23 protein-coding genes are annotated in these 25,539 nt (G+C 69.2%); 7 read left to right on the plus strand and 16 right to left on the minus strand.

The window, feature by feature from the left end:
* The first annotated feature begins 7 nt into the window (after nucleotides 1–7).
* The 3 genes from H0B43_RS04370 to H0B43_RS04380 all read left to right on the plus strand — a co-directional run bounded on the left by H0B43_RS04370 (nucleotide 8) and on the right by H0B43_RS04380 (nucleotide 4,272).
* Nucleotides 8–505 (plus strand): PH domain-containing protein, encoded by a 498-nt coding sequence (locus H0B43_RS04370; RefSeq protein ID WP_185730105.1) that lies wholly within the window; start codon nucleotides 8–10, stop codon nucleotides 503–505.
* 52 nt (nucleotides 506–557) lie between these two features.
* Nucleotides 558–2,402, plus strand: coding sequence for a dihydroxy-acid dehydratase (gene ilvD / locus H0B43_RS04375; protein WP_185729141.1), 1,845 nt, complete (start codon nucleotides 558–560; stop codon nucleotides 2,400–2,402).
* 334 nt (nucleotides 2,403–2,736) lie between these two features.
* On the plus strand, nucleotides 2,737–4,272 hold the full coding sequence (locus H0B43_RS04380; RefSeq protein WP_185729140.1) for an amino acid permease: 1,536 nt from the start codon (nucleotides 2,737–2,739) through the stop codon (nucleotides 4,270–4,272).
* 70 nt (nucleotides 4,273–4,342) lie between these two features.
* Here H0B43_RS04380 and H0B43_RS04385 read toward each other — a convergent pair whose 3' ends face one another.
* Nucleotides 4,343–5,218, minus strand: coding sequence for a DoxX family protein (locus H0B43_RS04385; protein WP_185730104.1), 876 nt, complete (start codon nucleotides 5,216–5,218; stop codon nucleotides 4,343–4,345).
* 98 nt (nucleotides 5,219–5,316) lie between these two features.
* On the opposite strand from H0B43_RS04385, the gene H0B43_RS04390 reads away from it, so the two are divergent.
* A complete protein-coding gene (locus H0B43_RS04390; RefSeq protein WP_185729139.1) occupies nucleotides 5,317–6,465 on the plus strand; it encodes a sorbosone dehydrogenase family protein in 1,149 nt (382 codons plus the stop codon).
* 75 nt (nucleotides 6,466–6,540) lie between these two features.
* On the opposite strand, the gene gatB is transcribed toward H0B43_RS04390, so the two are convergent.
* The 4 genes from gatB to H0B43_RS04410 all read right to left on the minus strand — a co-directional run bounded on the left by gatB (nucleotide 6,541) and on the right by H0B43_RS04410 (nucleotide 11,090).
* Entirely contained in the window at nucleotides 6,541–8,052 is a 1,512-nt protein-coding gene (gatB, locus tag H0B43_RS04395) for an Asp-tRNA(Asn)/Glu-tRNA(Gln) amidotransferase subunit GatB (protein WP_185729138.1), read from the minus strand.
* A gap of 42 nt (nucleotides 8,053–8,094) precedes the next feature.
* Nucleotides 8,095–9,126, minus strand: a complete 1,032-nt coding sequence (locus H0B43_RS04400; protein WP_185729137.1) for an ATP-dependent 6-phosphofructokinase — start codon at nucleotides 9,124–9,126, stop codon at nucleotides 8,095–8,097.
* A 95-nt stretch (nucleotides 9,127–9,221) separates the two neighbouring features.
* Nucleotides 9,222–9,884 carry a response regulator transcription factor gene (locus H0B43_RS04405; RefSeq protein WP_185729136.1) on the minus strand — a complete coding sequence of 221 codons (663 nt, stop codon included), beginning with the start codon at nucleotides 9,882–9,884 and terminating at the stop codon, nucleotides 9,222–9,224.
* A gap of 9 nt (nucleotides 9,885–9,893) precedes the next feature.
* The gene (locus H0B43_RS04410) at nucleotides 9,894–11,090 is read right to left on the minus strand and encodes a histidine kinase (RefSeq protein WP_185729135.1); all 1,197 of its coding nucleotides are present in this window, start codon (nucleotides 11,088–11,090) and stop codon (nucleotides 9,894–9,896) included.
* A 139-nt stretch (nucleotides 11,091–11,229) separates the two neighbouring features.
* On the opposite strand from H0B43_RS04410, the gene H0B43_RS04415 reads away from it, so the two are divergent.
* Both H0B43_RS04415 and H0B43_RS04420 read left to right on the plus strand, forming a co-directional pair.
* On the plus strand, nucleotides 11,230–11,871 hold the full coding sequence (locus H0B43_RS04415) for a hypothetical protein (RefSeq protein ID WP_185729134.1): 642 nt from the start codon (nucleotides 11,230–11,232) through the stop codon (nucleotides 11,869–11,871).
* Nucleotides 11,868–13,319 (plus strand): alpha/beta-hydrolase family protein, encoded by a 1,452-nt coding sequence (locus H0B43_RS04420; protein WP_185729133.1) that lies wholly within the window; start codon nucleotides 11,868–11,870, stop codon nucleotides 13,317–13,319. The genes H0B43_RS04415 and H0B43_RS04420 overlap by 4 nt, the downstream gene beginning before the upstream one ends.
* A 17-nt stretch (nucleotides 13,320–13,336) precedes the next feature.
* Here H0B43_RS04420 and gatA read toward each other — a convergent pair whose 3' ends face one another.
* From gatA to H0B43_RS04435, 3 genes are read right to left on the minus strand one after another with little or no spacing between them, the layout of a single operon-like run.
* Nucleotides 13,337–14,818 (minus strand): Asp-tRNA(Asn)/Glu-tRNA(Gln) amidotransferase subunit GatA, encoded by a 1,482-nt coding sequence (gatA, locus tag H0B43_RS04425; RefSeq protein WP_185729132.1) that lies wholly within the window; start codon nucleotides 14,816–14,818, stop codon nucleotides 13,337–13,339.
* On the minus strand, nucleotides 14,815–15,114 hold the full coding sequence (gatC, locus tag H0B43_RS04430; RefSeq protein WP_185729131.1) for an Asp-tRNA(Asn)/Glu-tRNA(Gln) amidotransferase subunit GatC: 300 nt from the start codon (nucleotides 15,112–15,114) through the stop codon (nucleotides 14,815–14,817). The genes gatA and gatC overlap by 4 nt, the downstream gene beginning before the upstream one ends.
* Nucleotides 15,115–15,174: 60 nt before the next feature.
* The gene (locus tag H0B43_RS04435) at nucleotides 15,175–15,732 is read right to left on the minus strand and encodes an antibiotic biosynthesis monooxygenase (RefSeq protein WP_185729130.1); all 558 of its coding nucleotides are present in this window, start codon (nucleotides 15,730–15,732) and stop codon (nucleotides 15,175–15,177) included.
* 203 nt (nucleotides 15,733–15,935) lie between these two features.
* On the opposite strand from H0B43_RS04435, the gene H0B43_RS04440 reads away from it, so the two are divergent.
* Nucleotides 15,936–16,586, plus strand: coding sequence for an amino acid-binding protein (locus H0B43_RS04440; RefSeq protein ID WP_185730103.1), 651 nt, complete (start codon nucleotides 15,936–15,938; stop codon nucleotides 16,584–16,586).
* Between the two features lie 37 nt (nucleotides 16,587–16,623).
* Here the strand turns inward: H0B43_RS04440 and H0B43_RS04445 are convergent, their stop codons facing one another.
* The 8 genes from H0B43_RS04445 to H0B43_RS04480 form a co-directional block, all read right to left on the minus strand.
* On the minus strand, nucleotides 16,624–17,112 hold the full coding sequence (locus H0B43_RS04445; RefSeq protein WP_185729129.1) for a GNAT family N-acetyltransferase: 489 nt from the start codon (nucleotides 17,110–17,112) through the stop codon (nucleotides 16,624–16,626).
* 56 nt (nucleotides 17,113–17,168) lie between these two features.
* Complete coding sequence (gene ligA, locus H0B43_RS04450; protein WP_185729128.1) at nucleotides 17,169–19,259, minus strand: NAD-dependent DNA ligase LigA; 2,091 nt, start codon at nucleotides 19,257–19,259, stop codon at nucleotides 17,169–17,171.
* A 41-nt stretch (nucleotides 19,260–19,300) separates the two neighbouring features.
* Complete coding sequence (locus H0B43_RS04455) at nucleotides 19,301–20,323, minus strand: methionine synthase (protein WP_185729127.1); 1,023 nt, start codon at nucleotides 20,321–20,323, stop codon at nucleotides 19,301–19,303.
* Nucleotides 20,320–21,414, minus strand: coding sequence for a tRNA 2-thiouridine(34) synthase MnmA (mnmA, locus tag H0B43_RS04460; protein ID WP_185729126.1), 1,095 nt, complete (start codon nucleotides 21,412–21,414; stop codon nucleotides 20,320–20,322). The genes H0B43_RS04455 and mnmA overlap by 4 nt, the downstream gene beginning before the upstream one ends.
* Nucleotides 21,414–22,634: a cysteine desulfurase family protein gene (locus H0B43_RS04465; protein WP_185729125.1), complete on the minus strand. Its 1,221-nt coding sequence runs from the start codon at nucleotides 22,632–22,634 to the stop codon at nucleotides 21,414–21,416. Before H0B43_RS04465 ends, mnmA begins: the two co-directional genes overlap by 1 nt.
* A gap of 17 nt (nucleotides 22,635–22,651) precedes the next feature.
* Entirely contained in the window at nucleotides 22,652–23,527 is an 876-nt protein-coding gene (locus H0B43_RS04470; protein WP_213015480.1) for a lysophospholipid acyltransferase family protein, read from the minus strand.
* Nucleotides 23,528–23,571: 44 nt separating this feature from the next.
* Complete coding sequence (locus H0B43_RS04475; RefSeq protein WP_185729123.1) at nucleotides 23,572–24,405, minus strand: GNAT family N-acetyltransferase; 834 nt, start codon at nucleotides 24,403–24,405, stop codon at nucleotides 23,572–23,574.
* Nucleotides 24,406–24,541: 136 nt separating this feature from the next.
* Entirely contained in the window at nucleotides 24,542–25,498 is a 957-nt protein-coding gene (locus H0B43_RS04480) for an electron transfer flavoprotein subunit alpha/FixB family protein (protein WP_185729122.1), read from the minus strand.
* Nucleotides 25,499–25,539 lie beyond the last annotated feature (41 nt).

Below are 25,539 nucleotides of genomic sequence, written 5' to 3' on the forward strand. Positions count from 1 at the left end.
GCAGCCCGTGCCACCGGAATCATCATCCCACACGACGAACCCACCCAAGCAGGTCATCCGGATTTCTCCCCTGGCCTACCTGGGATGCGCCTTCCTCCTGTTCGCCGTGTCGTTCCCCATCTTCGGCTGGCCCGCCGCCTTCGGCTGGCTCGTGATCGCGCCGATCGTCGCGGCGGCCTGGGTCGCGCGGGTGCGCACCACGGTCACGTCCGACGGGCTCGAGGTGCGCCGGCTGTTCGGCGGCCGGTCCCTCGCATGGTCCGAGATCACCGGATTCCGCTTCCCCCGGAGCGGGTGGGCCCGCGCGACGTTGGCGGACGGCGGCGAGGTCACCCTCCCCGTCGTCACGTTCGACCGGCTGCCGGAGATCGCCGAGGCGAGCGGCGGCCGGATCACCGACCCCTACGCGGCGGCCGCCGCAGCGGAGGAAGCGGCCCACCACACCGCGACCGAATCGGACGGCGAGCACCCGGCGGACGACCGGCCCGCCACAGACGGGGAATAGCGCGCGAGTAGCGTTTGTCAGTACTTCCGTACGCTGACTAAGGAATACGCTCATGCCCCCGCTGAGGTCCCGAACCACCACCGCAGGACGAAATGCCGCAGGCGCCCGCGCCCTGTGGCGCGCCACCGGAATGACCGACTCCGACTTCGGGAAACCGATCGTCGCGATCGCGAACTCGTACACGCAGTTCGTTCCCGGGCACGTCCACCTGAAGAACGTCGGCGACATCGTCGCCGACGCCGTCCGCGCCGCCGGTGGTGTACCTCGCGAGTTCCACACGATCGCCGTCGACGACGGCATCGCGATGGGGCACGGCGGAATGCTGTATTCCCTTCCCAGCCGCGAGATCATCGCCGACTCCGTCGAGTACATGGTCAACGCGCACACCGCCGACGCGCTCGTCTGCATCTCCAATTGCGACAAGATCACGCCCGGAATGCTCAATGCCGCACTGCGTTTGAACGTCCCCACCGTGTTCGTGTCGGGCGGGCCGATGGAGGCGGGCAAGGCCGTGGTGGTGAACGGCGTCGCGCAGGCGCCGACCGACCTCATCACGGCGATCTCGGCGAGCGCCAACGACCAGGTCGACGACGAAGGACTGTCCGAGGTCGAGCGCAGCGCGTGCCCGACGTGCGGATCGTGCTCGGGCATGTTCACCGCGAACTCGATGAACTGCCTCACCGAGGCCCTCGGCCTGGCACTGCCCGGCAACGGCTCCACCCTCGCCACCCACGAGGCCCGTCGCGCGCTGTTCACCCGCGCGGGCACCACCGTCGTCGAGGCCGCCCTGCGGTACTACCGCGACGAGGACGACTCCGTCCTCCCCCGCAACATCGCGACGCCTGCCGCGTTCCGCAACGCGATGGCGCTGGATGTCGCGATGGGCGGTTCCACCAACACGGTGCTGCACACTCTCGCAGCGGCACAGGAGGGCGAGGTCTACGACTTCGACCTCGACAAGATCGACGAGATCAGCCGCAAGGTGCCGTGTCTGTCGAAGGTCTCGCCGAACTCGGACTACCACATGGAGGACGTGCACCGGGCAGGCGGAATTCCGGCGATCCTCGGCGAACTGCGCCGGGCGGGACTGCTCGAGAGCGACGTCTCCACCGTGCACACGAAGAGCTTCGACGAGTGGCTCGACACGTGGGACATCCGGTCCGGCAAGGCATCCGACGAGGCGGTCGAGCTCTTCCACGCCGCGCCCGGCGGCGTCCGCACCACCGAGCCGTTCTCGACGAACAACCGGTGGTCGTCGCTCGATACGGACGCCGCAGGCGGCTGCATCCGCGACTTCGAGCACAAGCACACGGTCGAGGGCGGGCTGGCGGTGCTGCGCGGCAACATCGCCGTCGACGGCGCGGTCATCAAGACTGCGGGCATCGACGAAGACCTGTTCCACTTCCAGGGACCCGCGCGTGTCGTGGAGTCACAGGAAGAGGCGGTGTCGGTGATCCTCGGCAAGAAGATTCAGCCCGGCGAGGTCCTCGTCGTGCGGTACGAGGGCCCCGCAGGCGGCCCCGGCATGCAGGAGATGCTGCACCCCACCGCATTCCTCAAGGGCTCAGGCCTCGGGAAGAAGTGCGCGCTGATCACCGACGGGCGTTTCTCCGGCGGTTCCTCGGGGCTGTCCATCGGCCACATCTCCCCCGAAGCCGCCAGCGGCGGCGCCATCGGCCTGGTGGAGGACGGCGACCAGATCCTCATCGACATCGCGACCCGCACACTGAAGCTTCTCGTCGACGACGCGGTGCTCGCCGAGCGCCGGGCGAAGATGGAGTCGTCCGAGCGTCCGTGGCAGCCGGTGAACCGCGAACGCACCGTCACCACCGCTCTGCGCGCGTACGCCGCTCTCGCCACGTCCGCCGACAAGGGCGCGGTCCGGCACGTTCCCTGACAATCCGCAGCGCACCGAGCAGACACGAAGCCGGGTGCCGCAGCAGGAGGATTCCTGCCGCGGCACCCGGCTTCCGTCGTCGGTGGGGCCGCCTCCTCGATGTGACCGGTTTCGACTCGGATGTGACCACCCTCACGGGTGATCAACTCGCTCAGACGGAAACACTCGAGAACACGTTCCTCTGATCGATTTGATCAGTTGGGCCGTCGCTTCTTGCACACGGCGCTCAGTAGTGGTTCCCTCAGGTGGCCGTTGAGACCTACATCACAATCGGCAGCCCACCGGAACATCTCCGGCCCACGAGGCCGTCGGGAACACAACCAAGGAGCGACACATGCCCGGAGTCGGCATATGGCGAACGAAATCCGTTGAGCAATCGATAGCGGACACCGACGAACCCGACACCCGGCTGCGGCGGGAACTCACCGCGAAGGACCTCACCGTCTTCGGTGTCGCCGTCGTGATCGGCGCCGGCATCTTCACGCTCACCGCCCGGACCGCAGGCAACGTTGCCGGCCCGTCCATCTCCCTCGCCTTCGTCCTCGCCGCCATCGCGTGCGGCCTGGCCGCCCTCTGTTACGCCGAGTTCGCCTCCACCGTCCCCGTCGCAGGCAGTGCGTACACGTTCTCCTACGCCACCTTCGGCGAGTTCGTCGCCTGGATCATCGGCTGGGACCTCATCCTCGAATTCGCCCTCGCCGCGGCCGTCGTCTCCAAGGGCTGGTCGCTGTATCTGGGCAACGTCCTCGGGTTCAGCGGATCCACCACCGCCCACCTCGGCCCCATCGACTTCGACTGGGGCTCCCTGATCATCGTCGGCGGCATCACCATCGTGCTCGCCATCGGGACCAAGGTGTCCTCGCGCGTGTCCGCCGTCATCACGGCCATCAAGATCGCGGTCGTCCTCCTCGTCATCGCCGTGGGCGTCTTCTACATCAAGAAGGAGAACTACGCCCCGTACATCCCGCCGGCCGAGAGCACCGAGACCGCCGCACACGGTGTGCACCAGAGTCTCTTCTCGTTCCTCTCCGGCGCGGACGGCAGCAGCTACGGCTGGTACGGCCTCCTCGCCGCGGCAAGCCTCGTCTTCTTCGCCTTCATCGGATTCGACGTCGTCGCTACCACCGCCGAAGAGACCAAGAACCCGCAGAAGGCTCTCCCCCGCGGCATCCTCGGCTCGCTCGCGATCGTCACCGTGCTCTACGTCGCCGTGACCCTCGTGCTCACCGGCATGGTGAAGTACACCGACCTCAAGACCGGCAGCCCGCTCGTCGGCGACAGCAGCGCCACCCTCGCGACCGCGTTCGAGGCACACGGCATCACCTGGGCCCAGACCGCCATCAACTTCGGCGGACTCGCCGGCCTCACCACCGTCGTGATGGTGATGATGCTCGGTCAGACCCGGGTCCTGTTCGCCATGTCCCGGGACGGCCTGATGCCCCGCAGTCTCGCGAAGACCGGCAAGAAGGGCACCCCGGTCCGCATCACGCTGTTCGTCGGCGCCGTCGTGGCCGTCCTCGCCGCCTTCTTCCCGATGGGCACACTCGAGGAGATGGTGAACATCGGCACGCTCTTCGCGTTCGTCCTGGTCTGCATCGGCGTCATCATCCTGCGCCGCACCCGCCCCGACCTGCCCCGCGGATTCCGCGTCCCGCTCGTCCCGCTCGTCCCCATCCTCGCAGTCCTCGCCTGCGGATGGCTGATGCTGAACCTCTCCGTCGAGACCTGGATCCGATTCCTGGTGTGGATGGCCCTCGGCGTCGTGGTCTACCTCGCCTACGGCCGGCGCAAGTCGGTCCTCGGACAGAAGCTCGCCGCACAGGCCGGCCCGCCCGAGGAGGAGAACATCCCCGAACTCGCCCAGCGCTGACCCTGCGGGGACAACGACGGCGCCGCACTCCCGATCCGGGGGTGCGGCGCAGTCGTGGACGGTGGAGCGGTCAGATGAGAGGGTTGGCGCCGTTCAGGAAGATCCACACGCACACACCGGCGGCGATGCCCAGAATCAGTGCCACGAACGACCCGATGAACGGTCGCGTCGCCCAGCCCCGGCGTCCGTCGAGGGAGAGGCGTCCCGGCCCGGTGAGAATGATCACGCCCGCGCACACACCGAGGAGCGTCTCGTACTCGGTTCCCGCGGGCGCGAAGTACTCGAGCCCCGGTTCCGCGATCTGCCGGAACGCCCACGCATTGATCATCACGGCCAGCACCGAGGCGGCCGCCAGCGGAGTGAGGAGCCCGAGGATGAGCAGCGCACCGCCCGCGACCTCTCCGATGGCACCCAGAATGGCGAGCAGTTTCGCTTGCTGGAACCCCGAATCAGCAAGCACCTCCTCGAACCCGTCGAGCCCCGGACCGTTCCACATCCCCGTCAGCTTCTGCAGTCCGTGCACCAGCGCGGTCGCACCCACCGCCAGCCGCAGTGCCAGCAAGCCGAGGTCCAGGGTGCCGCGGCCGATCTTCACGTCGCCGTCGTCGATCCGGCCGGGCTGCGAATCACTCGACGCGGCCGCGAGGGACGGGCCGGAACCCGCGCCGATCACCTGCGTCGGCTGATCCGACATGTCCGACCCCCCCGACTGCCGGTACGCAGGAATCTGTTCGGTGGGAAGACCCGCGCCGCGAGCGTCGCCGTAGTCGAGTTCGTCGTCGGTGTGCGGGAGACCGTGGCCTGCCGAACCGGACCCGGACGACGGCGTGGCCGACGGAAAGCGCTCGGTGGGAAGGTCGTAGGGGCTCGAGACCTTGCCGTAGCCGGGTGAGCCGCCTTGGTCCACAGCACCCTGGTCGGACGAGTCGCTGGGGTCTTTCCGCATGTCAGTCACACCGTCCAGCCTAGGTCGATCCGCCGGACATCGCTGGTAGGCGGAACCGGCGTGGCGTCGACGTCGATCTCTTCCGTAACGTCTCCATCATGATGGTGGGAGGGCGGCGCCGCACGGCGTACCGCAAGATGGCGATGTCCGCACTCTGTGTGACGGCGGTGCTCGCCGCAGGGTGCGCGAAATTCGACGACTCCGCGTCCTCACCCTTCACCCCGGAGCCGACGGGTGCGTCGGGCGCCGAGGTGGAGCCGGAGAATCCGCCACCGACCACCACGACCACGCCCCCGCCGAGCGGGCCGCTGGGACCGTGCCAGGATCCGGACCCCAGCGTCATCGCCACCTGTCTCGACACCACCGGTGGACTCGTCGTCCTTCCCGACGGAGCCACCGCTCTGGTCGCGGAACGCCGGACCGGGCGCATCCTGCAGGTCGCGCAGGGACAGACCCCCAAGGAGATCGCGCGCGTCGACGTCGACGGCAGTTCCGACGGCGGCCTCCTCGACATCGCGCTGTCGCCGAGCTTCGTCGAGGACAACCTGATCTACGCCTACGTCACCACCCCGGCCGACAACCGGGTCGTGCGGATCGCGCCGGGTGACTCCGCGAAGGAGGTCCTCGGCGGCATTCCGCGCGGCGACACCGGTAACGCCGGTTCACTCGAATTCTCCGGTGACGAACTGATGGTCCTGACCGGCAACACGGGCAACCCGGCCGCGGCCGCGGACCCGGCGTCCCTCGCGGGCAAGCTGCTGAAGGTCACGGCGCTGTCGCCCGCCCCGACACCGGCGCAGCCCCGTCCGCAGGTGGTGCTGTCGGGCATCGGGACCGCCGGAGGGGTGTGCGTGGACCCGGGAGTGGCTGTGTGGGTCACCGACCGCACCCCGTTGGAAGATCGGCTGCAGCGGATCAGCGCCGACGGAGCGGTGTCGTCACCGGTGTGGACGTGGCCGGAGCGGCCCGGTGTCGGCGGGTGCGTCGCCGCCGGCGATGTCGTCGCCGTGTCCCTGAGCACCGCAAAGGCCATGTCGGCGCTCGCCGCCGATCCCGGCACCGGCGCCGTCACCACGGCCCCGGGCGTCATCGTGCAGGACCGGTACGGACAACTCGGCGGCGCCGCCCTCGGACCCGAGGGTCTCATCTGGGTGAGCACCGTCAACAAGACCGCCGGTCAGCCCGGCCCCAACGACGACCGGGTCATCAAGATGCCCCTGCCCTCCGGCGGCGGCGGATTCGACTGACGGTCCACCCCGTCGACACGAACGGGACGCTCGTTCGGTTGATCCGAACGAGCGTCCCGTCGGTACGGAAGAAGTTCAGCCGCAGGCCTCGATGACGAGTTCCTTGACGCGGGCCGGGTCGGCCTGACCCCGGGTGGCCTTCATCACGTCGCCGACGATCTTGCCCGCGGCCGCGACCTTGCCGCCGCGGATCTTCTCGGCGATATCGGGGTTTGCGGCCAGCGCCTCGTCGACGGCGGCCTTCAGCTTCGTGTCGTCGCGCTCGACGACCAGCTCCGGGTGGTTCGCGACGACCTGCTCGGGGTCGCCCTCCCCCGCGAGAACGTGATCGACCACCTGGCGGGCCACCTTGTTGTTCAGCTTGCCGCTGTCGATCAGCGCGACTACCTGCGCGACCTGAGCCGGGGTGATCGGCAGCTCGGCGAGTTCGACCCCACGGGCGTTCGCCTGCTGAGCCAGGTACGACACCCACCAGGACCGTGCAGCCTCCGGCGCGGCGCCGGCCTCGACGGTCCCGATGACGAGGTCGAGGGCGCCTGCGTTGACGAGGTCGCGCATGACCTCGTCGGAGACACCCCAATCGGCCTGGATCCGGGCGCGGCGTACCCATGGCAGCTCCGGCAGGGTGCCGCGCAGTTCCTCGATCCATTCCGCACTGGGTGCGACCGGCTCGAGATCGGGCTCCGGGAAGTAGCGGTAGTCCTCCGCGGTCTCCTTGCGGCGGCCCGGCGACGTCGTCCCGTCGGCCTCCTGGAAGTGCCGGGTCTCCTGGATCACCTCACCGCCGGCCTCCAGCACCGCGGCCTGGCGGCGCATCTCGTACCGGACCGCCACCTCGACGCTCTTGAGGGAGTTGACGTTCTTCGTCTCGGTGCGGGTGCCGAGTTCGGTTGCGCCGATCGGCATCAGCGACACGTTGGCGTCGCAGCGCATCGAGCCCTGGTCCATCCGGACGTCGGAGACGTTCAGTGACTTCAGCAGGTCACGCAGCGCAGTGACGTACGCGCGGGCCACCTCCGGGGCGCGGGCTCCGGCACCGCTGATCGTCTTGGTGACGATCTCCACCAGCGGGACCCCGGCGCGGTTGTAGTCGAGCAGCGAGTGGCTGGCACCGTGGATGCGACCGGTCGCACCACCGACGTGCAACGACTTTCCGGTGTCCTCCTCCATGTGCGCGCGCTCGATCTCCACGCGCCAGGTGGTGCCGTCGTCGAGTGCGACATCGAGGTAGCCGTCGGTGGCGATCGGTTCGTCGTACTGCGAGATCTGGTAGTTCTTGGGCTGATCCGGGTAGAAGTAGTTCTTCCGCGCGAACCGGCCCCAGGGCGTGATCGAACAGTTCAGTGCGAGTCCGATCCGGATCGCGGACTCGACCGCCGCCTCGTTCACGACGGGCAGGGACCCGGGCATGCCGAGGCACACCGGGCACACCTGCGTGTTCGGCTCGGCGCCGAACTCCGTGGGGCACGGGCAGAACATCTTCGTTGCGGTGCCGAGCTCTACGTGCACCTCCATGCCGAGAACAGGCTCGTACTTGGCGAGCACATCGTCGTAGTCGAGGAGGTCCGGAGCGTCGACAGCAGTCATGCCACAGAGTTTATGCGTCCGGACGTTCGCCGAAAAACGCGGTCAGCCGAAAAATGCGGCCGCCTCGTCGTACCGCTCCCTCGGCACCGTCTTCAGCCGCCGGGTCGCGTCCGCGAGGGGCACGAGGTCGATCGACGTACCGTGCAGGGCGACCATGTTGCCGAAGTCGCCGCGGTGGACCGCGTCGGTGGCGTGCACCCCGAAGCGGGTGGCGAGCACCCGGTCGTAGGGCGTCGGAGTTCCGCCCCGCTGCACGTGCCCGAGGACGGTCGTCCGCACCTCCTTGCCGAGGCGGCGCTCGATCTCGGCGCCGAGCTGCTGCGCGACCCCGGTGAACCGTTTGTGGCCGAACTCGTCGATGCCGCCTTCCCGCAGCGTCATCGACTCGGGGGTCGGGGTGGCACCCTCGGCGACCACGCAGATGAAATGCGAGTCGCCGCGCTGGAATCGCTTCTTCACGAGGGCACACACATCGCCGACGTCGAACGGGACCTCGGGCACGAGGGTGAGGTGCGCACCGGTCGCGAGCCCGGAGTGCAACGCGATCCAGCCCGCATGCCTGCCCATCACTTCCACGAGCATCACCCGCTGGTGGGATTCGGCGGTGGTGTGCAGGCGGTCGATGGCGTCCGTCGCGATGGACAGGGCGGTGTCGAAACCGAACGTGACGTCCGTGCAATCGATGTCGTTGTCGATCGTCTTCGGAACGCCGATCACGGGTACTCCGCTCTCGGCGAGCCAGCTCGCGGCGGTGAGTGTGCCCTCGCCCCCGATCGGGATGAGAGCGTCGATGCCGTTGTCGTCGAGCGTCTGCCGGATCTGGTCGAGTCCGGCCTTGAGCTTGTCGGGGTTGACCCGCGCGGTGCCGAGGATCGTGCCGCCCCGCGTGAGTATGCGGTCGATCCGGTCGTCGTTGGACAGCACGGTCTTGCGGTCTTCGAGCAGGCCACGCCACCCGTCCCGGAATCCCACCACCGAACTGCGGTACCGGCCGTCGGCGGTCCGCACCACCGCCCTGATCACCGCATTGAGTCCGGGGCAGTCGCCGCCTCCGGTGAGGATTCCGATCCGCATCCAAGCACCCCTCGTCGTCTCGTGTGGTGATGGTGGTTCTCTCTACACATCTTGCCGCTCGGAGCGGTTTCGAGCACCTCGGACGGGCAGTCTTCTCAGCCGGGTGTGACCAGCCCGCTCTCGTAGGCCAGGACGACGGCCTGGGCACGGTCGCGGAGATCCAGCTTGGACAGCACCTTGCCGACGTGCGTCTTGACGGTCTGCTCGGCGACGAACAGGCGATCCGCGATCTCGGTGTTCGACATGCCGCGCGCGATGAGTTCGAGCACCTCGCGTTCGCGCGGGGTCAGTGCCGACAGCGCGGCCGGTTTGCGGCGCGCCGCGCTGCGGCGGCTGGTCACGTCGGCGATCAGCCGCCGGGTGACGGTCGGCGCGAGCAGCGCCTCGCCGTCCGCGACCACCCGCACCGCGCGGATGAGTTCCTCCGCGGGGGCGTCCTTGAGCATGAATCCGCTGGCCCCGATGCTCAGTGCCTCGTACACGTAGTCGTCGACGTCGAACGTGGTCAGCATCAGCACACGCACCGGCGGATCGAATCCGGCGGACAGGATGACGCGCGCGGCGTCGAGCCCGTTCATCTCGGGCATGCGGACGTCCATCAGGACCACGTCGGGCCGGAGGCGCCGGACCTCGCTCACCGCCACCGCCCCGTCCGGAGCGTCACCGATGACGCTGATGTCGGGCTGTGAGGCGAGCAGAGCTCCGAAGCCCTGCCGGACCATAGCCTGATCGTCAGCAATGAACACGGTGATGGCCACGCAGCCAGCCTAGGCGGAGGCGACCGGGAACTCGGCGTGGACCTCGAATCCGCCGTTGTCGTGCAGGTGGGTGGTGAAGGTGCCGCCGACCGCCTGCGCCCGCTCCCGCATCCCGATGATGCCGTTGCCGCCCGTCGATTCGTGCCTGGTCAGCGCGGACACCAGGCTCCGCCGGGGCGGTCCGTTCACGATCGACACCGAGGCGATCGGTGCCTCGTACGCGATCTTCACCTCGACCGCGGCGCCGGCCGCGTGCCGGGCCGTGTTGGCGAGCGATTCCTGCAGGATGCGATACATCACCAGCCCGACCGACTCCGATACCAGTCTCGGGTCGCCGTCGACGTGCCAGGCGACGGGGATGCCGGCGCGGCGGCTGCCCTCGAGCAGTTCGGCGATCTGCTGCACCCCGGGCTGGGGCGCGTGCTCGGCGAGTTGTCCGTCGCTGCGCAGGACCCCGAGCAGTCCGCGCACCTCGTTCAGCGCGGCGCGGCCGGCCGCCCCGATCGATTCGAACTCGGCCCTCGTCTCGTCCGACATGCCGGCGAGACGGTACGGCGCGCTCTGGGCCTGCACCACGACCATCGACATGTGGTGCGCGACGACGTCGTGCAGGTCCCGGGCGATGCGGGCCTTCTCCTCGAGGATCGTCCGTCGCGTGCGTTCGAGTTCGCTCAGCTCCTCCTGCTGGGCGAGTTGCCTGCGGGAGAGCACCAGCCACCGGATCAGCAGGCCGAACACGACGATGGCGGTAAGTCCCACCGCCCAGCCGCGGCCGTTGGTGCCCGGGGTGTCGGCAAGGAACAGCAGAACCGTGGAGATCCACGCCACACCGACCACCGGGATCGCGGCCCGCATGCTGACGGCGGCCAGCAGGGCGAGCATCACGAGGATGTGCACCACCTGCCAGGGATAGTCGTACCCGTCCTGCAGTGCGAAGACACGGGGGATGACCAGAGCCGATACGGCGGAGACGGCCCAGGCCAGAGCCGGGTTGGACCGGATGAGCAGGAACGGGAACGCGGCGAGTGCCGCCACGAACGGCTGAATGGGCGGGCTGACCTGGTGGGTCAACTGCAGTGTCGGCCACGCGACGGCGAAGAGAATCGCCGTGACCACGACGATTGCCACGTTCAGCCACTGCCCCTCCGCGGCCCTGCGGATGCGCGTCTTCGTCTTCACACCGTCGACACTAGAAACCGTGGTCACGGCGTGTCCTCATACCCCGGGCCGATGTCGGTCTAGCCCCGCAGTATGAGATCTCCGGCCTCTCCCACCACGAGGCGAGGGATCGAACCGGACTCCGGTGTGATGTGGCTGCGCAACACGGATTCATAACGTCGTCGTCATGCGAACGACGGGGACTCGGAAGACGGCATGGGCCGCGGTGGCATGCGCCGCAACTGCACTACTGACAACGACGGGATTCGCCGGCACCGGCGCCGCGAGCACGCCCCGGCACGAGAACGTCGCCGCCTCGGCGGCGGTGCAGATGCTCACCTCACCGGAGGGTGTCTCCGAGGACTCTGTTCCCGCGGACTTCGATTCCGTCATGGGGTACACGCCGGTGCGGATCGACGGCATGCTCGCCAACCCCGGCGGCGACTGCTCGTCGCCCGTGCCGCTGCCCCTCGAATTCGACACCGCATGCAAGGCCCACGACCTCGGATACGACCTCCTGCGGTACGCGTCGCGGTCGGGCGAGGACCTGGGCCCCTGGGCCCGCAAGAGCCTCGACGCCCAGTTGGATCAGCGCATGCACGCGGCGTGCGACACCCGCATCGACGAGCGGGCACGCGCGCAGTGCTTCGTGATGGCGAACGTCGCTGCCACCGCCGTCACCGGAAACAGCTGGCGCCAGGACTATTCGACGCCCGTCACCGAATCCGGGATCCGGTACGGACTGGCCGGTGGTGTCGGTGTACTGCTCATCGCCGGTGCCGCATGGTCGTTCCGGCGTCGTCCGCATCCGGTCGGGGCCGTCGCATGACCGTCAGCGCTCTGTCCGGTCCCGGACGGAGCACCGCGCGTGGTCGCGGACACACACAACCGAACGTCCTGCGGCGCACATTGGTCACGACGATTCCGATCTCCGCACTCCCCCGCATCTCCTCCACGATCACCGTCACCGCGCTGACCGTGGCGTCGCTCGCCCCTTCACTTCTCCCCCGGAGCGCCCTGACTCAGGCCGTGTTCACCGGGTTCCTCGCCGCCGTCGGTTTCGGGATCGTCGTCCTCGTCCGCCGACTGGCCGGGCTCGTCACGACCGGGCCCGCCCACCGCACTCCGCGGGAGTCGGTGCGGTTGCTCGCCCTGATCGGCGCCATGGTTCTCGTCAGCTGGACGATCCTGCTCGCCGACCACTGGCAGGATTCGCTGCGCGCCGCGATGGGCATGCCGGGCGTCGGCCCGGACCACTGGATGCAGGCGATCGTCGGGGCGGCGCTGACCTTTCTGCTGTTCGCCGGCCTCGGCGGTGCCGTCGGCGCGGTCGCCCGCCGGCTCGGCTGGATCGGCAGCGTCACCACCGCCGTCATTCTCGCGACCGGGCTGCAACTGGTCGCCGGACCCGCGTTGTGGGGCATGATGTCCCGCTCCTACAGCGATTCCAACGCAATCGTCGACGTGTCCCTCCACCGGCCGATGTCCGCCGAACTGTCGGGCAGCCCGCAATCCGCGATCAGCTGGGAGTCGCTCGGGCGGCAGGGTCGCCGGTTCGTGGCCGCGGGTGAGCCGTCGTCGAGCATCCGCACGTATGTGGGGATGGACTCCGCCCCGGACATCGAATCGCGTGCGGCGCTGGCGGTCTCGGAGCTCGAGCGCGCGGGCGGATTCACCCGGTCGGCCATCGTCGTCACCGTCCCCACCGGCTCCGGGTGGATCGACGAGAACGCCGCCGAAGGTTTCGAGGATCGCTTCGACGACGACGTCGCCATCGTGGGCATGCAGTATTCGTACCTGCCCAGCTGGATCACCTTCGTCTTCGGACGTTCCGCCGCAGACGAATCGGCCGCGGCGTTGTTCGACGCGGTCGCGGAGCGGATTTCCGAACTCCCCGACCTGCTGCGGCCCGCGCTGTACGTGTACGGCCAGAGCCTCGGATCCGTGGGCGGCAGTGCGATTTTCACCGACGCCGACGAACTCCGCGACCGGGTCTGCGGCGCACTGTGGTCGGGGCCGCCCGCCGGGTCCGTGCCGACGGACGGTGCGACCGTGCTCGCCAACACGTCCGACCCGGTGGTCTGGTGGTCACCCGACCTGATCCTGCACCGCCCCGACCTGTCACTTGCAGCACGCGATGCGCCGGTACCCCACTGGATTCCGGGCATCACGTTCCTGCAGACGAGCGTCGACCTGATCTCCGCACTGAACTTCGCGCCCGGACACGGGCACCGCTACGGCACCGAGCAGGGCACCGCCCTGCCCGACTGCCCCTAGTTCGGCGAGACCGTGTCCTAGTTCGGCGAGCCGATCGGACCGCGAGCGGCCTCATAGGCGGCCCCGACGCGGTACAGCCGCTCGTCGGCCAGTGCGGGGGCCATGATCTGCAGACCCACCGGCAGTCCGTCGTCCACGGACAGTCCCGACGGAACCGACATCGCGCAGTGCCCGGCCAGGTTCGTGGGCAGCGTGCACAGGTCGGACAGGTACATCGCGAGCGGGTCTCCGACCTTCTCACCCAGCTTCCACGGGGTGAACGGGCTCGTGGGCGACACGAGGACGTCCACCTTCTCGTAGGCCTTGTCGAAATCGCGGGCGATGAGCGTCCGCACCTTGAGCGCCTGACCGTAGTAGGCGTCGTAGTAGCCGGACGACAGTGCGTACGTCCCGATCATGATGCGGCGCTTGACCTCCGGGCCGAAGCCGGCAGCGCGCGTCGCGGCCATCACCTGGTCGGCGCTCATGTTTCCGTCGTCGACGCGCAGTCCGTACCGCATCGCGTCGAAGCGGGCGAGGTTGGACGACACCTCACTCGGCAGAACGAGGTAGTAGGAGGCGAGCGCGTACTCGAAGTTGGGACACGACACCTCGACGACCTCCGCACCGAGTTCGGTCAGTTTCGCGACGGCGGCGTCGAACGAGGAGATGACTCCGGGCTGGTAGCTGTCGGAGTGCAGCTCCTTCACCACACCGACCTTGACGCCCTTCAAGTTTCCGCCGGCACCCTCACGCGCAGCCGCCACGACGGGACGCACGGGTGCGTCGATGGACGTGGAGTCGCGCGGGTCGTGCCCGGCGATGACCTCGTGCAGCAGCGCGGTGTCGAGGACCGTGCGACCGCAGGGACCACCCTGGTCGAGCGAGGACGCGCAGGCCACGAGGCCGAACCGGGACACCGTGCCGTACGTCGGCTTGGTGCCGACCGTCGCCGTGACGGCCGCGGGCTGCCGGATCGAGCCACCGGTGTCGGTGCCGATGGCGAGCGGGGCCTGCCGAGACGCCAGGGCCGCGGCGCTACCGCCGCCGGAGCCGCCGGGAATGCGGGTGGTGTCCCACGGGTTGCGGGTGGGGCCGTACGCCGAGTTCTCGGTGGACGAGCCCATCGCGAACTCGTCGAGGTTCGTCTTTCCCAGAATCGGGATACCCGCCGCGCGCAGCTTCGTCGTGAGCGTCGCGTCGTACGGGGCGACCCAGCCCTCGAGGATCTTCGAGGCGCACGTCGTGGGCATGTCGGTGGTGGTGAAGATGTCCTTCAGCGCCAACGGAACTCCCGCGAGCGGGGAGGCGGGCGCATTGCCCGCGGCGAGGCTGCTGTCCACCTCCTTCGCGGACACGAGGGCCTGCTCACTGGCGACGTGCAGGAAGGCGTTCAACTCACCGTCGACCTCGGCGATCCGGTCGAGATGCGCCTGGGTGACCTCGACGGACGACACCTCACGGCTGTGGATCTTCGACGCCAGGTCTGCCGCGTCGAGTGTGGTCAGTTCGGCGCTCATTCGCCCTCTCCAAGAATCTGCGGAACAGCGAAGCGATCCTGCTCGACGGCCGGTGCGCCGGACAGCGCCTGCTCGGGCGTCAGACCGGGAACGATCACGTCGCTACGGGTCACGTTCGTGACCGCATTCGGGTTCGCCATCGGCGGAACATCCTCGGCGGGCACCTCGGTGACCACCTTCACGTGGCTGAGAATCGAGTCCAGCTGACCGGCGAACTCGTCGAGCTCGGCATCGGTCAGGGCGAGTCGAGACAGCCGCGCGAGGTGCGCGACCTCGTCACGGGAGATGGCAGGCACCGCGGGGCCCCTTTCGGTTCGGACGTACAGAAGTGAGTCCCAGCCTAGAGCGTGGCCCGATCAGCTGTGCAGCCAGCGCCGCAACCTGCCCGTCAGGAACGGCAGAACCACGAAGACCATCACCGGTGTGGTGATCACCGACGCCGCCGCGGTGCGGGTCACCACGTCCACGGCCGCGAGACGAGGGGTGACGAGCATCGCGACGAGGAGGGAGATCGGGAAGAAGCCGAGCCAGATGGTGATCGCCTGCTTCCACCGCGGCGGAGGTGCGGTGACCCGCACGGCGTGGGTGAGCGTGGACTGCGGCTCGAACCAGCCCTCCACCCCGGTCAGGCGGTGCGTGACGGTGTCCTTCGCCAGCCCGGTCCCCCGCCCCACCCACACCTTTCTGGCCGGCGACGTCGTCCACGCGTCGAGAGTGTCCTCGTCCGCGAACCGGTACACCACGTGGTACTGCTCCGGATCGGACGCGGACCGTAGCCAGCCGCCACCGAGGAATCCCGGGAAGGTGCCCGCCATCGCCATCCCGGCGTCCGTCCAGCGGAGAAATTCCTGTTCCCGGCCCGCCGCCACCCGTCTCGAGGCGGACGTCGTCACTCCCGTTGCCGTGGTGTTCATGCACTCATGTTTGGGCCGTCGTGTTTCGCGGATGAGGCGAATCCGTATCGGCGGTGTCACGAATCCCGCGCGACCTGCGATCCCCGGCCGCGATCCCGGCGAACCCGCAGGGGGCACCGCATACTCGGGAACGAAGTGCAAGGATGGTGAGCGACGGGGGTCGCACGTACTCCCGCGTCTATCTCGTGGTGAAAGGGACGCACGTGTCGTATCTGCTTCGCGTCCAGCTCCCCGACCGTCCCGGTAGCCTCGGTTCTCTCGCCGTCGCCCTGGGCTCGGTGGGTGCTGACATTCTGTCGCTCGACGTGGTGGAGCGGGGTGCCGGATTCGCCATCGACGACCTCGTGGTCGATGTCGAGCCGGGATCGCTCCCCGACACCCTGATCACGGCCGCCGAGAATCTGACCGGTGTCACCGTCGACTCGATCCGGCCGTACGCCGGAATCCTCGACACCCACCGCGAGCTCGAACTCATCGACCAGGTGGCGACGGCCACGGACGATCGGCTGCAGGTCCTCGTCGACGGGGCCCCGCGGGTGCTCCGCGTCGGCTGGTCTGTGGTCGCCGATCTCGGCCCGCACGGCGCCTACCGTGTCGTCGGCAGCTCGGGCGCACCCGAGACGCACGCCACCGACATCCCGTGGATGCCGCTGGAGAAGCCCACCGCGCTCGACGGCGAGGGCGACTGGGTGCCGCCGGTGTGGCGCGACATGAACACCACGCTCGCAGCGGCCCCGCTCGGCACCACCGGCCGCGTGCTGATGCTCGGCCGCCCCGGTGGTCCGGAGTTCCGCCCGTCCGAGATCGCCCGGCTCGGCTACCTCGCCGGCATCATCGCGACAGTCCTGAGCTGACGTTCGCCCCCGCCCGGGGCGCCGGGCGGGGTTCGCGTCAGACGAGCTCGCGGACCAGCACGGTCAGTTCGACACCTGGCACCGGAACCCAATTGCGTTCGGGCACAGGAAGGAAGCCGTTGCGGTCGTAGATCCGGCGCGCATCCTCCATGTCGGGCTGCGTGGACATGACGACCGCGCGGTCGCCGCGGTCGTAGGCCGTGTCCAGCACGTGCCGCACGAGTGCGGTGCCGACGCCGGCACCCCGCGCGTCGGGTGACACGGCGAGCATCCGGAATTCGAGTTCACCCGGTTGCGCGACGTCGGCATACGGCGACGCCGGCTCCGCGATCGTGACGGAACCCACGATCCGGCCTTCCTGCACCGCCACCCGCACGTCCGCGTGCTCCGCACGTTCGGCGGTGTCGCGCAACCGGTGCGTGTACGGATCGTGGGACTCGACGAATCCACCGCCCACGTAGGCGATCACCGTGAGGTCGGCGACGGCCTCGTAGTCGTCCGGCGTCGCATTCCGAATCTCGATCATGTCCAGCACTATCGCAGGGACAGCTCACGCCACCCAAAACGGGCGTGAGGTTCCGATCACACCCCGGAGTCCGCGACCGCGTCCGGTCCCCCCTCGAGCAGTCGGCGGAACCCGTCCTCGTCGAGGACCGGCACACCCAGTTCGACGGCCTTGTCGTGCTTCGAACCCGGCGATTCGCCGACCACCACGAACGCCGTCTTCTTCGACACCGACCCTGCGGCCTTGCCGCCCCGCACGAGAATGGCCTCCTTCGCCTGGTCGCGCGAGAACGTCTCGAGCGAACCCGTGACGACGATGGACAGTCCCTCCAGATTGCGTGGAATCGATTCGTCGCGTTCGTCTTCCATCCGGACGCCGGCGGCCGACCACTTCTCGACGATCTGCTGGTGCCAGTCGACGCCGAACCATTCGGCGACGGCGGCGGCGATGGTGCCGCCCACCCCGTCCACCGCCGCGAGTTCCTCGACGGAGCTCTCCCGGATCCGCGCGAGCGACCCGAATTCGCCGGCCAGCGCGCGCGCCGCCGTCGGCCCCACGTGCCGGATGGACAATGCGACCAGCACCCGCCACAGCGGCTTGTCCTTGGCGGAATCGAGATTGTCGAGCAGGCGCCGGCCGTTGGCCGACAACCCACCCGCCTTCGTCCGGAAGAGCGACGTCTCGAGCAGGTCCTCCTCGGTGAGCGAGAACAGGTCGCCCTCGTCGCCGATCGCCTTGGCCTCGAGGAGGCTCGTGGCGGCCTCGTAGCCGAGAACCTCGATGTCGAACGCACCGCGGCCCGCGACGTGGAACACGCGTTCGCGTAGTTGCGCGGGGCAGTGCTGCTGATTGGGGCAGCGGATGTCCGCGTCGCCTTCCTTGGCGGGCGCCAGGGGTGTGTTGCACTCGGGGCAGTGGGTGGGCATCACGAACTCGTACTCGTCGCCCGTCCGGGCGTCGACCACCGGACCGAGGACCTCGGGTATCACGTCACCGGCCTTGCGCAGCACCACGGTGTCGCCGATCAGCACGCCCTTGCGTTTGACCTCGGAGCCGTTGTGCAGGGTGGCGAGCGAGACGGTGGATCCGGCGACCGTGACCGGTTCCATGTAGGCGAACGGGGTGACCCGGCCCGTGCGACCGACGTTGACCCGGATGTCGAGGAGCTTGGTGGTGGCCTCCTCCGGGGGGTATTTATAGGCGATCGCCCAGCGCGGCGCCCGCGACGTCGACCCCAGCCGGCGTTGCAGCGACGTCTCGTCGACCTTGACCACCAGACCGTCGATCTCGTGCTCCACGTCGTGCCGGTGCTCGCCCCAGTACTGCACGCGATCCACGACGGCGTCCGCACCGGTGACGCGGGCCGTGTGGGTCGACACCGGCAGACCCCACGCCGCGAGCGCGGTGTAGGCGTCGTACTGCGAGACCGGCTCGAATCCTTCGCTCCGGCCGAGGCCGTGGCAGATCATCCCGAGACGCCTGCGGGCGGTGACGGCCGGATTCTTCTGCCGCAGAGACCCCGCCGCGGAGTTCCGCGGATTCGCGAACGGTGCCTTGCCTTCCTCGACGAGCGCCGCGTTGAGGGCCGCGAAGTCCTCGAGCCGGAAGAACACCTCGCCGCGCACCTCGAGAAGCGCCGGAACAGGGTATTCGTCTGTGCCGGTGAGCTTTTCCGGGATGTCGTCGATGGTCCGCGCATTCAGCGTCACCTCTTCACCGGTGCGGCCGTCACCCCGCGTGGCGGCCCGCACGAGACGACCGTTCTCGTACACCAGGTTCAACGCGACCCCGTCGATCTTCACCTCGCACAGGTAGTGGAGGTCCGGCCCGGTCTCCTGCTCCACCCGGCTGATCCAGGTGCGCAGCTCGTCGGTGTCGAAGACGTTGTCGAGGCTCAGCATCCGCTCGAGGTGATCGGCGGAGGCGAAGTCGGTGGCGAAACCGCCGCCGACGAGTTGTGTCGGCGAATCGGGTGTCCGGAGGTCGGGGTACCGGTTCTCGAGGTCGTTCAACTGGCCCAGCAGCGCGTCGAACTCCCCGTCGGAGATGATCGGTGCATCGCGGACGTAGTAGCGGAACTGGTGCTGCCGCACTTCCTCGGCCAGCTCGTTCCAGTGCTCCCGTTCGTGTCCTGGGGCCGGGGTCGGGGCTTCGGTCGATTCACTCACCACCGAAGATTAACCGGTCCGGCCGACACCGAACGACGGACTCAGAGCGATTCGGGGTCGTCGGTGAACGCGCTGCTCACCTCGGCGCACGACTTCAGCGCCTCCCGGCTCCAGGATGCGCCCGCGCCCGCGAGTCCGCAGGCGGGCGTCACGGCAACCTGGCTCCGCAGCGTGGTCCGCGGGAATCCGAGGCGGTCGATCAGCGTCACCGCAGGTCGGGCCAGGTCGCGCCAGGTGGCGGGGACGGCGGGCGCGGCAGTGGGAACGAGCCCGAGGGCGAGCTCCTTGCCCGCGTCGAGCAGCTCCCCGATCCCGTCCAGGTCGGCGGCGGTCAGCTGTGCCACGTCCAGACCGACCGCTCGCGCGCTGCTGCGCCGCAGGAGGTCGGCGGGAAGGCTGCCGGAACAGCAGTGGACCATGGTGACCCCACCCGATCCGGTGAGGGTGGCCTCGAGCACCGCGAGCGCCTCCGGTTCCGGCATCGCCCGCACGGTCTCGAGACGGGTGCGCCCGGACAGTGTGCCCGCGAGCACGGCAGGCAACCGTGGCTCGTCGAACTGGATCAGCACCTGCGTACCGAGGCGACGCGTGACCTCGGCGGCGTGCCGTGCGAGACCCTCACCCAGCGATTCGGCGAAATCACGCACCGCACCGGGGTCGGTCAGTACACGCCGGCCGGTGCCGAGTTCCACCTCGGCCGCGAGCGTGAGCGGGCCCACCGACTGCACCTTGACCACGTGATCGGCGCCGACGAGGCCCGCGGTCTCCCACGCCTCCTCGAGCGCGTCGAGGTCCTGGTTCAGCAGGTCGGCTGCACGCTTGGCGACGGACCCGCGCCGTTGCACTACGCGGTAGGCCGTGGTGGACACGTCCAGTTGCAGATCCACGAGCAGGGCGCAGGCGCGGCCGATCATGTCCGCACCGAGCCCGCGGGCGGGAAGTTCGACCAGGTGCGGGAGGCGGCCGAGTTCGCCGAGCACGATCGTGGCGGCTTCCCGCGGATCCGTTCCCGGCCACGAGCCGACGCCGGTGACGGCCCCGGCCAGCGAGATCGCCTGCGTCACTGCGTGTTCGGACGTGCGTCGGTACCCGAGATGGTTCCGCTGCCCAGCACGATGTCGCCGGCCGGGTCGGTCCGGTACAGGACGACGGCCTGCCCCTTCGCGACACCGGTGAGCGGTTCGCGCAGCGCGATACGGATACCGCCATCGACCGCTTCCGCGACCGCCTCGGCGAGTCCGCCGTGCGCGCGCACCTGGACGGTGCACTCGACCGGTCCGGCCGGCGCGCTCCCGGACGTCCACACGGCGCGGTCCGCGACGATCGCGTGCACGTCGAGGTTGCGGGCGGAACCGACTCGGACGGTGCCGGTTTCGGGTTCGATCGACGTCACGTACCGCGGCTGTCCGTCGGCGGCGGGACCCTGGACGCCCAGCCCCTTCCGCTGTCCGATCGTGAACCCGTGCACGCCTTCGTGTTCCGCGAGCACCTCACCGGAATCGGCGTCGACCACGCTGCCCGGACGGACACCGATCCGGGCGCCGAGGAACGCGCGGGTGTCTCCGGACGGGATGAAGCAGATGTCGTGGCTGTCGGGCTTGTTCGCCACCGCGAGGCCGCGTTCGGCGGCCTCCTCCCGGATCCGGTCCTTGGGGGTGTCGCCGACCGGGAACATCGCCCGCGACAGCTGCTCGGCGGTGAGCACACCGAGCACGTACGACTGATCCTTGTCCGCATCGACGGCCCGGCGCAGCACGCCGTCCTCGAGCTGCGCGTAATGGCCGGTGGCCACCGCGTCGAACCCGAGGGCGATCGCACGATCCGCGAGCGCCGCGAACTTGATCTTCTCGTTGCACCGCAGGCACGGGTTGGGGGTTTCGCCCGCGGCGTAGGACGCCACGAAGTCGTCGATCACGTCTTCCTTGAAGCGGTCGGCGAAATCCCAGACGTAGAAGGGGATTCCGAGTACGTCCGCGGCACGACGGGCATCACCGGCGTCTTCCTTGGAGCAGCAGCCCCGGGAGCCGGTCCGCAGCGTGCCCGGCTCCGCGGACAGCGCGAGGTGCACACCCACCACGTCGTGCCCGGCAGCGACTGCCCGAGCCGCCGCCACGGCGGAATCGACACCGCCACTCATAGCCGCCAGTACTCGCATCAACGATCCCCTCCACGTGCTCCGACACCGGCGAGCCCGGCGGCGCGGGCCCGCTCGACAACTTGCGGCAGTGCCGCGACGACTGCATCCACATCCGCGACCGTCGACGTGTGCCCCAGCGAGAACCGGAGCGATCCCCGCGCGGTCGCGGAATCCACGCCCATCGCGATCAGGACGTGGCTCGGGCGGGCGACGCCGGCGGTGCACGCCGATCCGGTCGAACACTCGATCCCGGCGGCGTCGAGCAGCATCAGCAGCGAGTCGCCTTCACAGCCGGGAAACGTGAAATGGGCGTTGCCCGGCAGCCGGGCGCTGCCGGTCGGCCCGTTCAGGACGGCACCGGGGACGACCTCGCCGACACGCTCGATCAGGCGGTCGCGCAGGACTGTCAGTTCCGCGGCCCGCGCGGTGAGATCAGCGGTCGCGTCCCGGAGCGCCGCCGCCATACCGACGACACCCGCCGTGTCCGGGGTGCCCGACCGCAGGTCGCGTTCGTGCCCGCCGCCGTGCAGCAGCGGCACGCACGGCACCTGCCTGCCGAGCAACAGCGCACCGACGCCCTGCGGTCCGCCGACCTTGTGCGCGGCGATACTGAGCGCGGACAGTCCGCTCGCCGCGAAGTCCACGGGGACGTGGGTGACAGCCTGAACGGCGTCGCTGTGCATCGGCACGCCGAACTCGGCGGCGACTTCGGCGAGTTCGTCGATCGGCATGATCGTGCCGACCTCGTTGTTGGCCCACATGATCGTGACCAGCGCGGTCTCGTCGGCATGGACCGCGAGTTCGTCGCGCAGCGTCTGCGGGGACACGCGGCCCAGCTCGTCCACCGGCAACCATGTGACCTGCGCGCCCTCATGCTGCTCGAGCCACTCGACGGCATCGAGAACGGCATGGTGCTCGACCGAGCCTGCGAGGATCCGCATCCGCGCGGGATCGGCGTCGCGCCGCGCCCAGAAGATGCCCTTGACGGCGAGGTTGTCGCTCTCGGTGCCGCCGGAGGTGAAGATGACCTCGGACGGTCTGGCGCCGAGATCCGCGGCAATGGACTCGCGTGCCTCCTCGATGCGACGGCGGGCGGCACGTCCGGAACCGTGCAGCGAGGACGCATTGCCCACGGTCGCGAAGATGTCGGTCATCGCCCGGACGGCCGCAGGCACCATCGGAGTGGTGGCTGCGTGGTCCAGGTAGACAGGGCGATCGGCACTGCGGGCAGAGGTCATGACCTGACCAGGATAGCTCAGGCCACGAGAGGCTCCGCCGCCTCGATGCCCGCAGCAGCCGTCCCGGGTGCGCCCTGCAGCGGATCGATGATGTCGTGTGCTGCGAGATCGATCCGTTCGGCGCCCCGGGCGGCACGCTCACATCGTGCTGCCAGATCCCGGCGGGACTCCCCCGGGTACTCGATCGGGGCGAGCCGGACCTCCGCCGTGACACCCTTGTGCCGGATGATGCGCCGGATCGACTGTCCGATCGTCTCCTCACCCACGAAGCACGGCCCGGTCGTCAGTTCCCCGCCTCGTGCGGTGTAGCGCAGCGAGATCGGCTGGACCGGGCATTCCGCGTCGATCGCCGCCTGGAACAGCGCAGGCCGGAAGCCGCCGTAGGCCCGCCCGCACCACGTGGTGCCCTCGGGGAACACGACGACCCGCTCGCCGGCCCGCAGTCTGCCCGCCGTCGTCGCCACCGTGCCCGGAAGCGCCCGCAGATTCTGCCGTTCGATCGGGACCACCCTCATCCGTCGCGCGAGCGATCCCAGAACGGGCCAGTCCAGCAGATCCCCGCGGGCGACGAAATTCGCCGGGGCGAGGGCGCTGAGCACCAGCACGTCGGTCCAGGACACGTGGCCCGCGACCACCAGGATCCCGCCGGAGTGACGGCGCTTCCCGCGGTGGTCGACGACGACGAGTCGAATTCCCACGCAGCGCAACAGGATCGCCGCGTATCGTCGCTGCAGACCGGTCCGCCACGACCGGGGCAGCAGCCAGCCCGCGGTCAGCAACGGCGCCGTGGCCAGGGCCGACATCACCAGAAACCATCGGGCGACGACGGTGGGTGCGGACACTCCGTCCGCCTCGGCCGGCAGGCATCCCGCGCCGCACGGACTCGCCGGCATCCAGGAGTGCGCCGTCGCCACCCCCGTCCCCGTCACCGCGGTGCTCACGCCGGCGCCCCGGCCTCGAGCGTGGCGGACGCCGAACGCAGACGCTCGAGGTACCGCTCGTTGGCGCCGTGCAGTCCCTGCAGAGCAACGAAATCGGCGACACCGAACTCCGGATCGTGCGCGGGCTCGCCGCACACCTTCGCGCCGAGGCGCAGATAACCCCGCAGCAGCGGGGGCAGGGTGGGCCGGGCGGGCGGCTCGATCTCGTCGAGGGAACGTCCGTCGACGAGCACCGGATTCCGGGGCACGGCGCGCGCCGCCGGATCGTTGGCGTGCTTGCGGAGCAGCAGGTCGCGCACGCCGCGCACGTTGGAGCCCGCCACCGCGTCCGGGTGCTCCTGCATCGGCACCGAGACACAGCCCATGACCCATTCGTATCCGGTCAACTGCAGGTAGTGAAGGATTCCGGCCCACATCAGGCTGAGGACCGAACCGGAACGGTGGTCGGGGTCGACGCACGCCCGGCCCATCTCGACGATGCGGTTGCCGACGGGGTCGAGTGCGGAGATGTCGAATTCGGTGGCGGTGTAGTAGCCGCCGGCCTGTGCGGCGGCGTCGGGCGGGAGCATGCGGTAGCAACCGACGAAGTTGCCGGTCTCTTCATGGCGGACGAGGAGGTGGTCGCAGAAGTCGTCGAACCGGTCGGCGTCGAGGGCATCCGCGTGAGCGGGGACGGAGAAACCGGGTTCGGAGGCGAACACCCGATAACGCAGACGCTGAGCAGCCACGCGATGTTCGCGGTCGGAGGAGACGACCAGAGAGTATCTGGGCGCGGTCACAACAGAATCGGCGGTCTCACTCGGTGCGCGGAGAACAGACGAAGTTGTCATGGCGCAGGTTTACCGAGCAGGGGCGGCGTGGGGGCATCGGCCGGGTGTCGTGTCGATGCAGCCCGGATGAACGACGAACGATACGACGGCGGCCCCGCTCCCTCGGAAGGGAGCGGGGCCGCCGTCGGCCGAGAGATCAGCCCTTGTGGGTCTTGACCGCCTCGGTGAGCTGCGGAGCGACTTTGAACAGGTCGCCGACGATGCCGAAGTCCGCGATCTCGAAGATCGGGGCTTCCTCGTCCTTGTTCACGGCGACGATGGTCTTCGACGTCTGCATACCTGCGCGGTGCTGGATGGCACCGGAGATGCCGAGTGCGATGTACAGCTGCGGGGAGACCGTCTTACCGGTCTGACCGACCTGGAACTGGCCCGGGTAGTAGCCCGAGTCGACCGCGGCGCGCGACGCACCGACAGCGGCACCGAGCGAATCGGCGAGTTCCTCGACGACGGAGAACTTGTCGGCGCTGCCGACACCCCGGCCACCGGAGACGACGACCGTCGCCTCGGTGAGCTCGGGGCGGTCGCCACCGACGATCGGATCACGCGAGGTGATCTTGACGGCGCCCTCGTCCTGGGCCGGAACCTCGACGGAGACCTTCTCACCCGCACCTGCTTCGGGCTTCGCCTCGATAGCACCCGGGCGGACCGAGATGACCGGGACGTCGCCGTTGGCCTTGGCGTCGACGGTGAACGCGCCACCGAAGATGGAGTGGACGGCGCTGCCGTCGGACTTCACGTCGACGACGTCGACGAGCAGGCCGGAGCCGATACGGGCGGCAAGACGTCCGGAGACCTCCTTGCCCTCGACGCTGGCGGCGGTGATGACCGCGGCCGGCGCGGCCGACTCGACGAGCGACGCGAGCACGTCGACCTTCGGGGTGATCAGGTAGCCGTCGACGTCGTCCGACTCGGCGACGTAGATCTTGGCCGCGCCGGCTGCGGCGAGGCCCTCGGCCAGCTTGTCGGCGGTGCCGGCGGGACCGGTGACCACTGCGGCCGGCTCACCGAGCGCGCGGGCGGCGGTGATGAGTTCGGTGCTGACCTTCTTCAGTGCACCCTCTGCGTGCTCGACGAGCACCAGTACTTCTGCCATGTCTAACTCTCCCTGTATGTGTCTGCTGGTCTGTAGAGGGG

Origin of the sequence: Rhodococcus sp. 4CII (genome assembly GCF_014256275.1) — a bacterium.
Taxonomy (GTDB): domain Bacteria; phylum Actinomycetota; class Actinomycetes; order Mycobacteriales; family Mycobacteriaceae; genus Rhodococcus_F; species Rhodococcus_F wratislaviensis_A.

Excerpts from the sequence above, each read along its gene's own strand:
- ilvD (WP_185729141.1), top strand. The coding sequence starts at position 558 with ATGCCCCCGCTGAGGTCCCGAACCACCACCGCAGGACGAAATGCCGCA.
- H0B43_RS04380 (WP_185729140.1), top strand. The coding sequence starts at position 2,737 with ATGCCCGGAGTCGGCATATGGCGAACGAAATCCGTTGAGCAATCGATA.
- H0B43_RS04385 (WP_185730104.1), bottom strand. The coding sequence starts at position 5,218 with ATGCGGAAAGACCCCAGCGACTCGTCCGACCAGGGTGCTGTGGACCAA.
- H0B43_RS04390 (WP_185729139.1), top strand. The coding sequence starts at position 5,317 with ATGATGGTGGGAGGGCGGCGCCGCACGGCGTACCGCAAGATGGCGATG.
- gatB (WP_185729138.1), bottom strand. The coding sequence starts at position 8,052 with ATGACTGCTGTCGACGCTCCGGACCTCCTCGACTACGACGATGTGCTC.
- H0B43_RS04400 (WP_185729137.1), bottom strand. The coding sequence starts at position 9,126 with ATGCGGATCGGAATCCTCACCGGAGGCGGCGACTGCCCCGGACTCAAT.
- H0B43_RS04415 (WP_185729134.1), top strand. The coding sequence starts at position 11,230 with ATGCGAACGACGGGGACTCGGAAGACGGCATGGGCCGCGGTGGCATGC.
- H0B43_RS04420 (WP_185729133.1), top strand. The coding sequence starts at position 11,868 with ATGACCGTCAGCGCTCTGTCCGGTCCCGGACGGAGCACCGCGCGTGGT.
- gatA (WP_185729132.1), bottom strand. The coding sequence starts at position 14,818 with ATGAGCGCCGAACTGACCACACTCGACGCGGCAGACCTGGCGTCGAAG.
- H0B43_RS04435 (WP_185729130.1), bottom strand. The coding sequence starts at position 15,732 with ATGAACACCACGGCAACGGGAGTGACGACGTCCGCCTCGAGACGGGTG.
- H0B43_RS04445 (WP_185729129.1), bottom strand. The coding sequence starts at position 17,112 with ATGATCGAGATTCGGAATGCGACGCCGGACGACTACGAGGCCGTCGCC.
- mnmA (WP_185729126.1), bottom strand. The coding sequence starts at position 21,414 with ATGCGAGTACTGGCGGCTATGAGTGGCGGTGTCGATTCCGCCGTGGCG.
- H0B43_RS04465 (WP_185729125.1), bottom strand. The coding sequence starts at position 22,634 with ATGACCTCTGCCCGCAGTGCCGATCGCCCTGTCTACCTGGACCACGCA.
- H0B43_RS04470 (WP_213015480.1), bottom strand. The coding sequence starts at position 23,527 with ATGCCGGCGAGTCCGTGCGGCGCGGGATGCCTGCCGGCCGAGGCGGAC.
- H0B43_RS04475 (WP_185729123.1), bottom strand. The coding sequence starts at position 24,405 with ATGACAACTTCGTCTGTTCTCCGCGCACCGAGTGAGACCGCCGATTCT.
- H0B43_RS04480 (WP_185729122.1), bottom strand. The coding sequence starts at position 25,498 with ATGGCAGAAGTACTGGTGCTCGTCGAGCACGCAGAGGGTGCACTGAAG.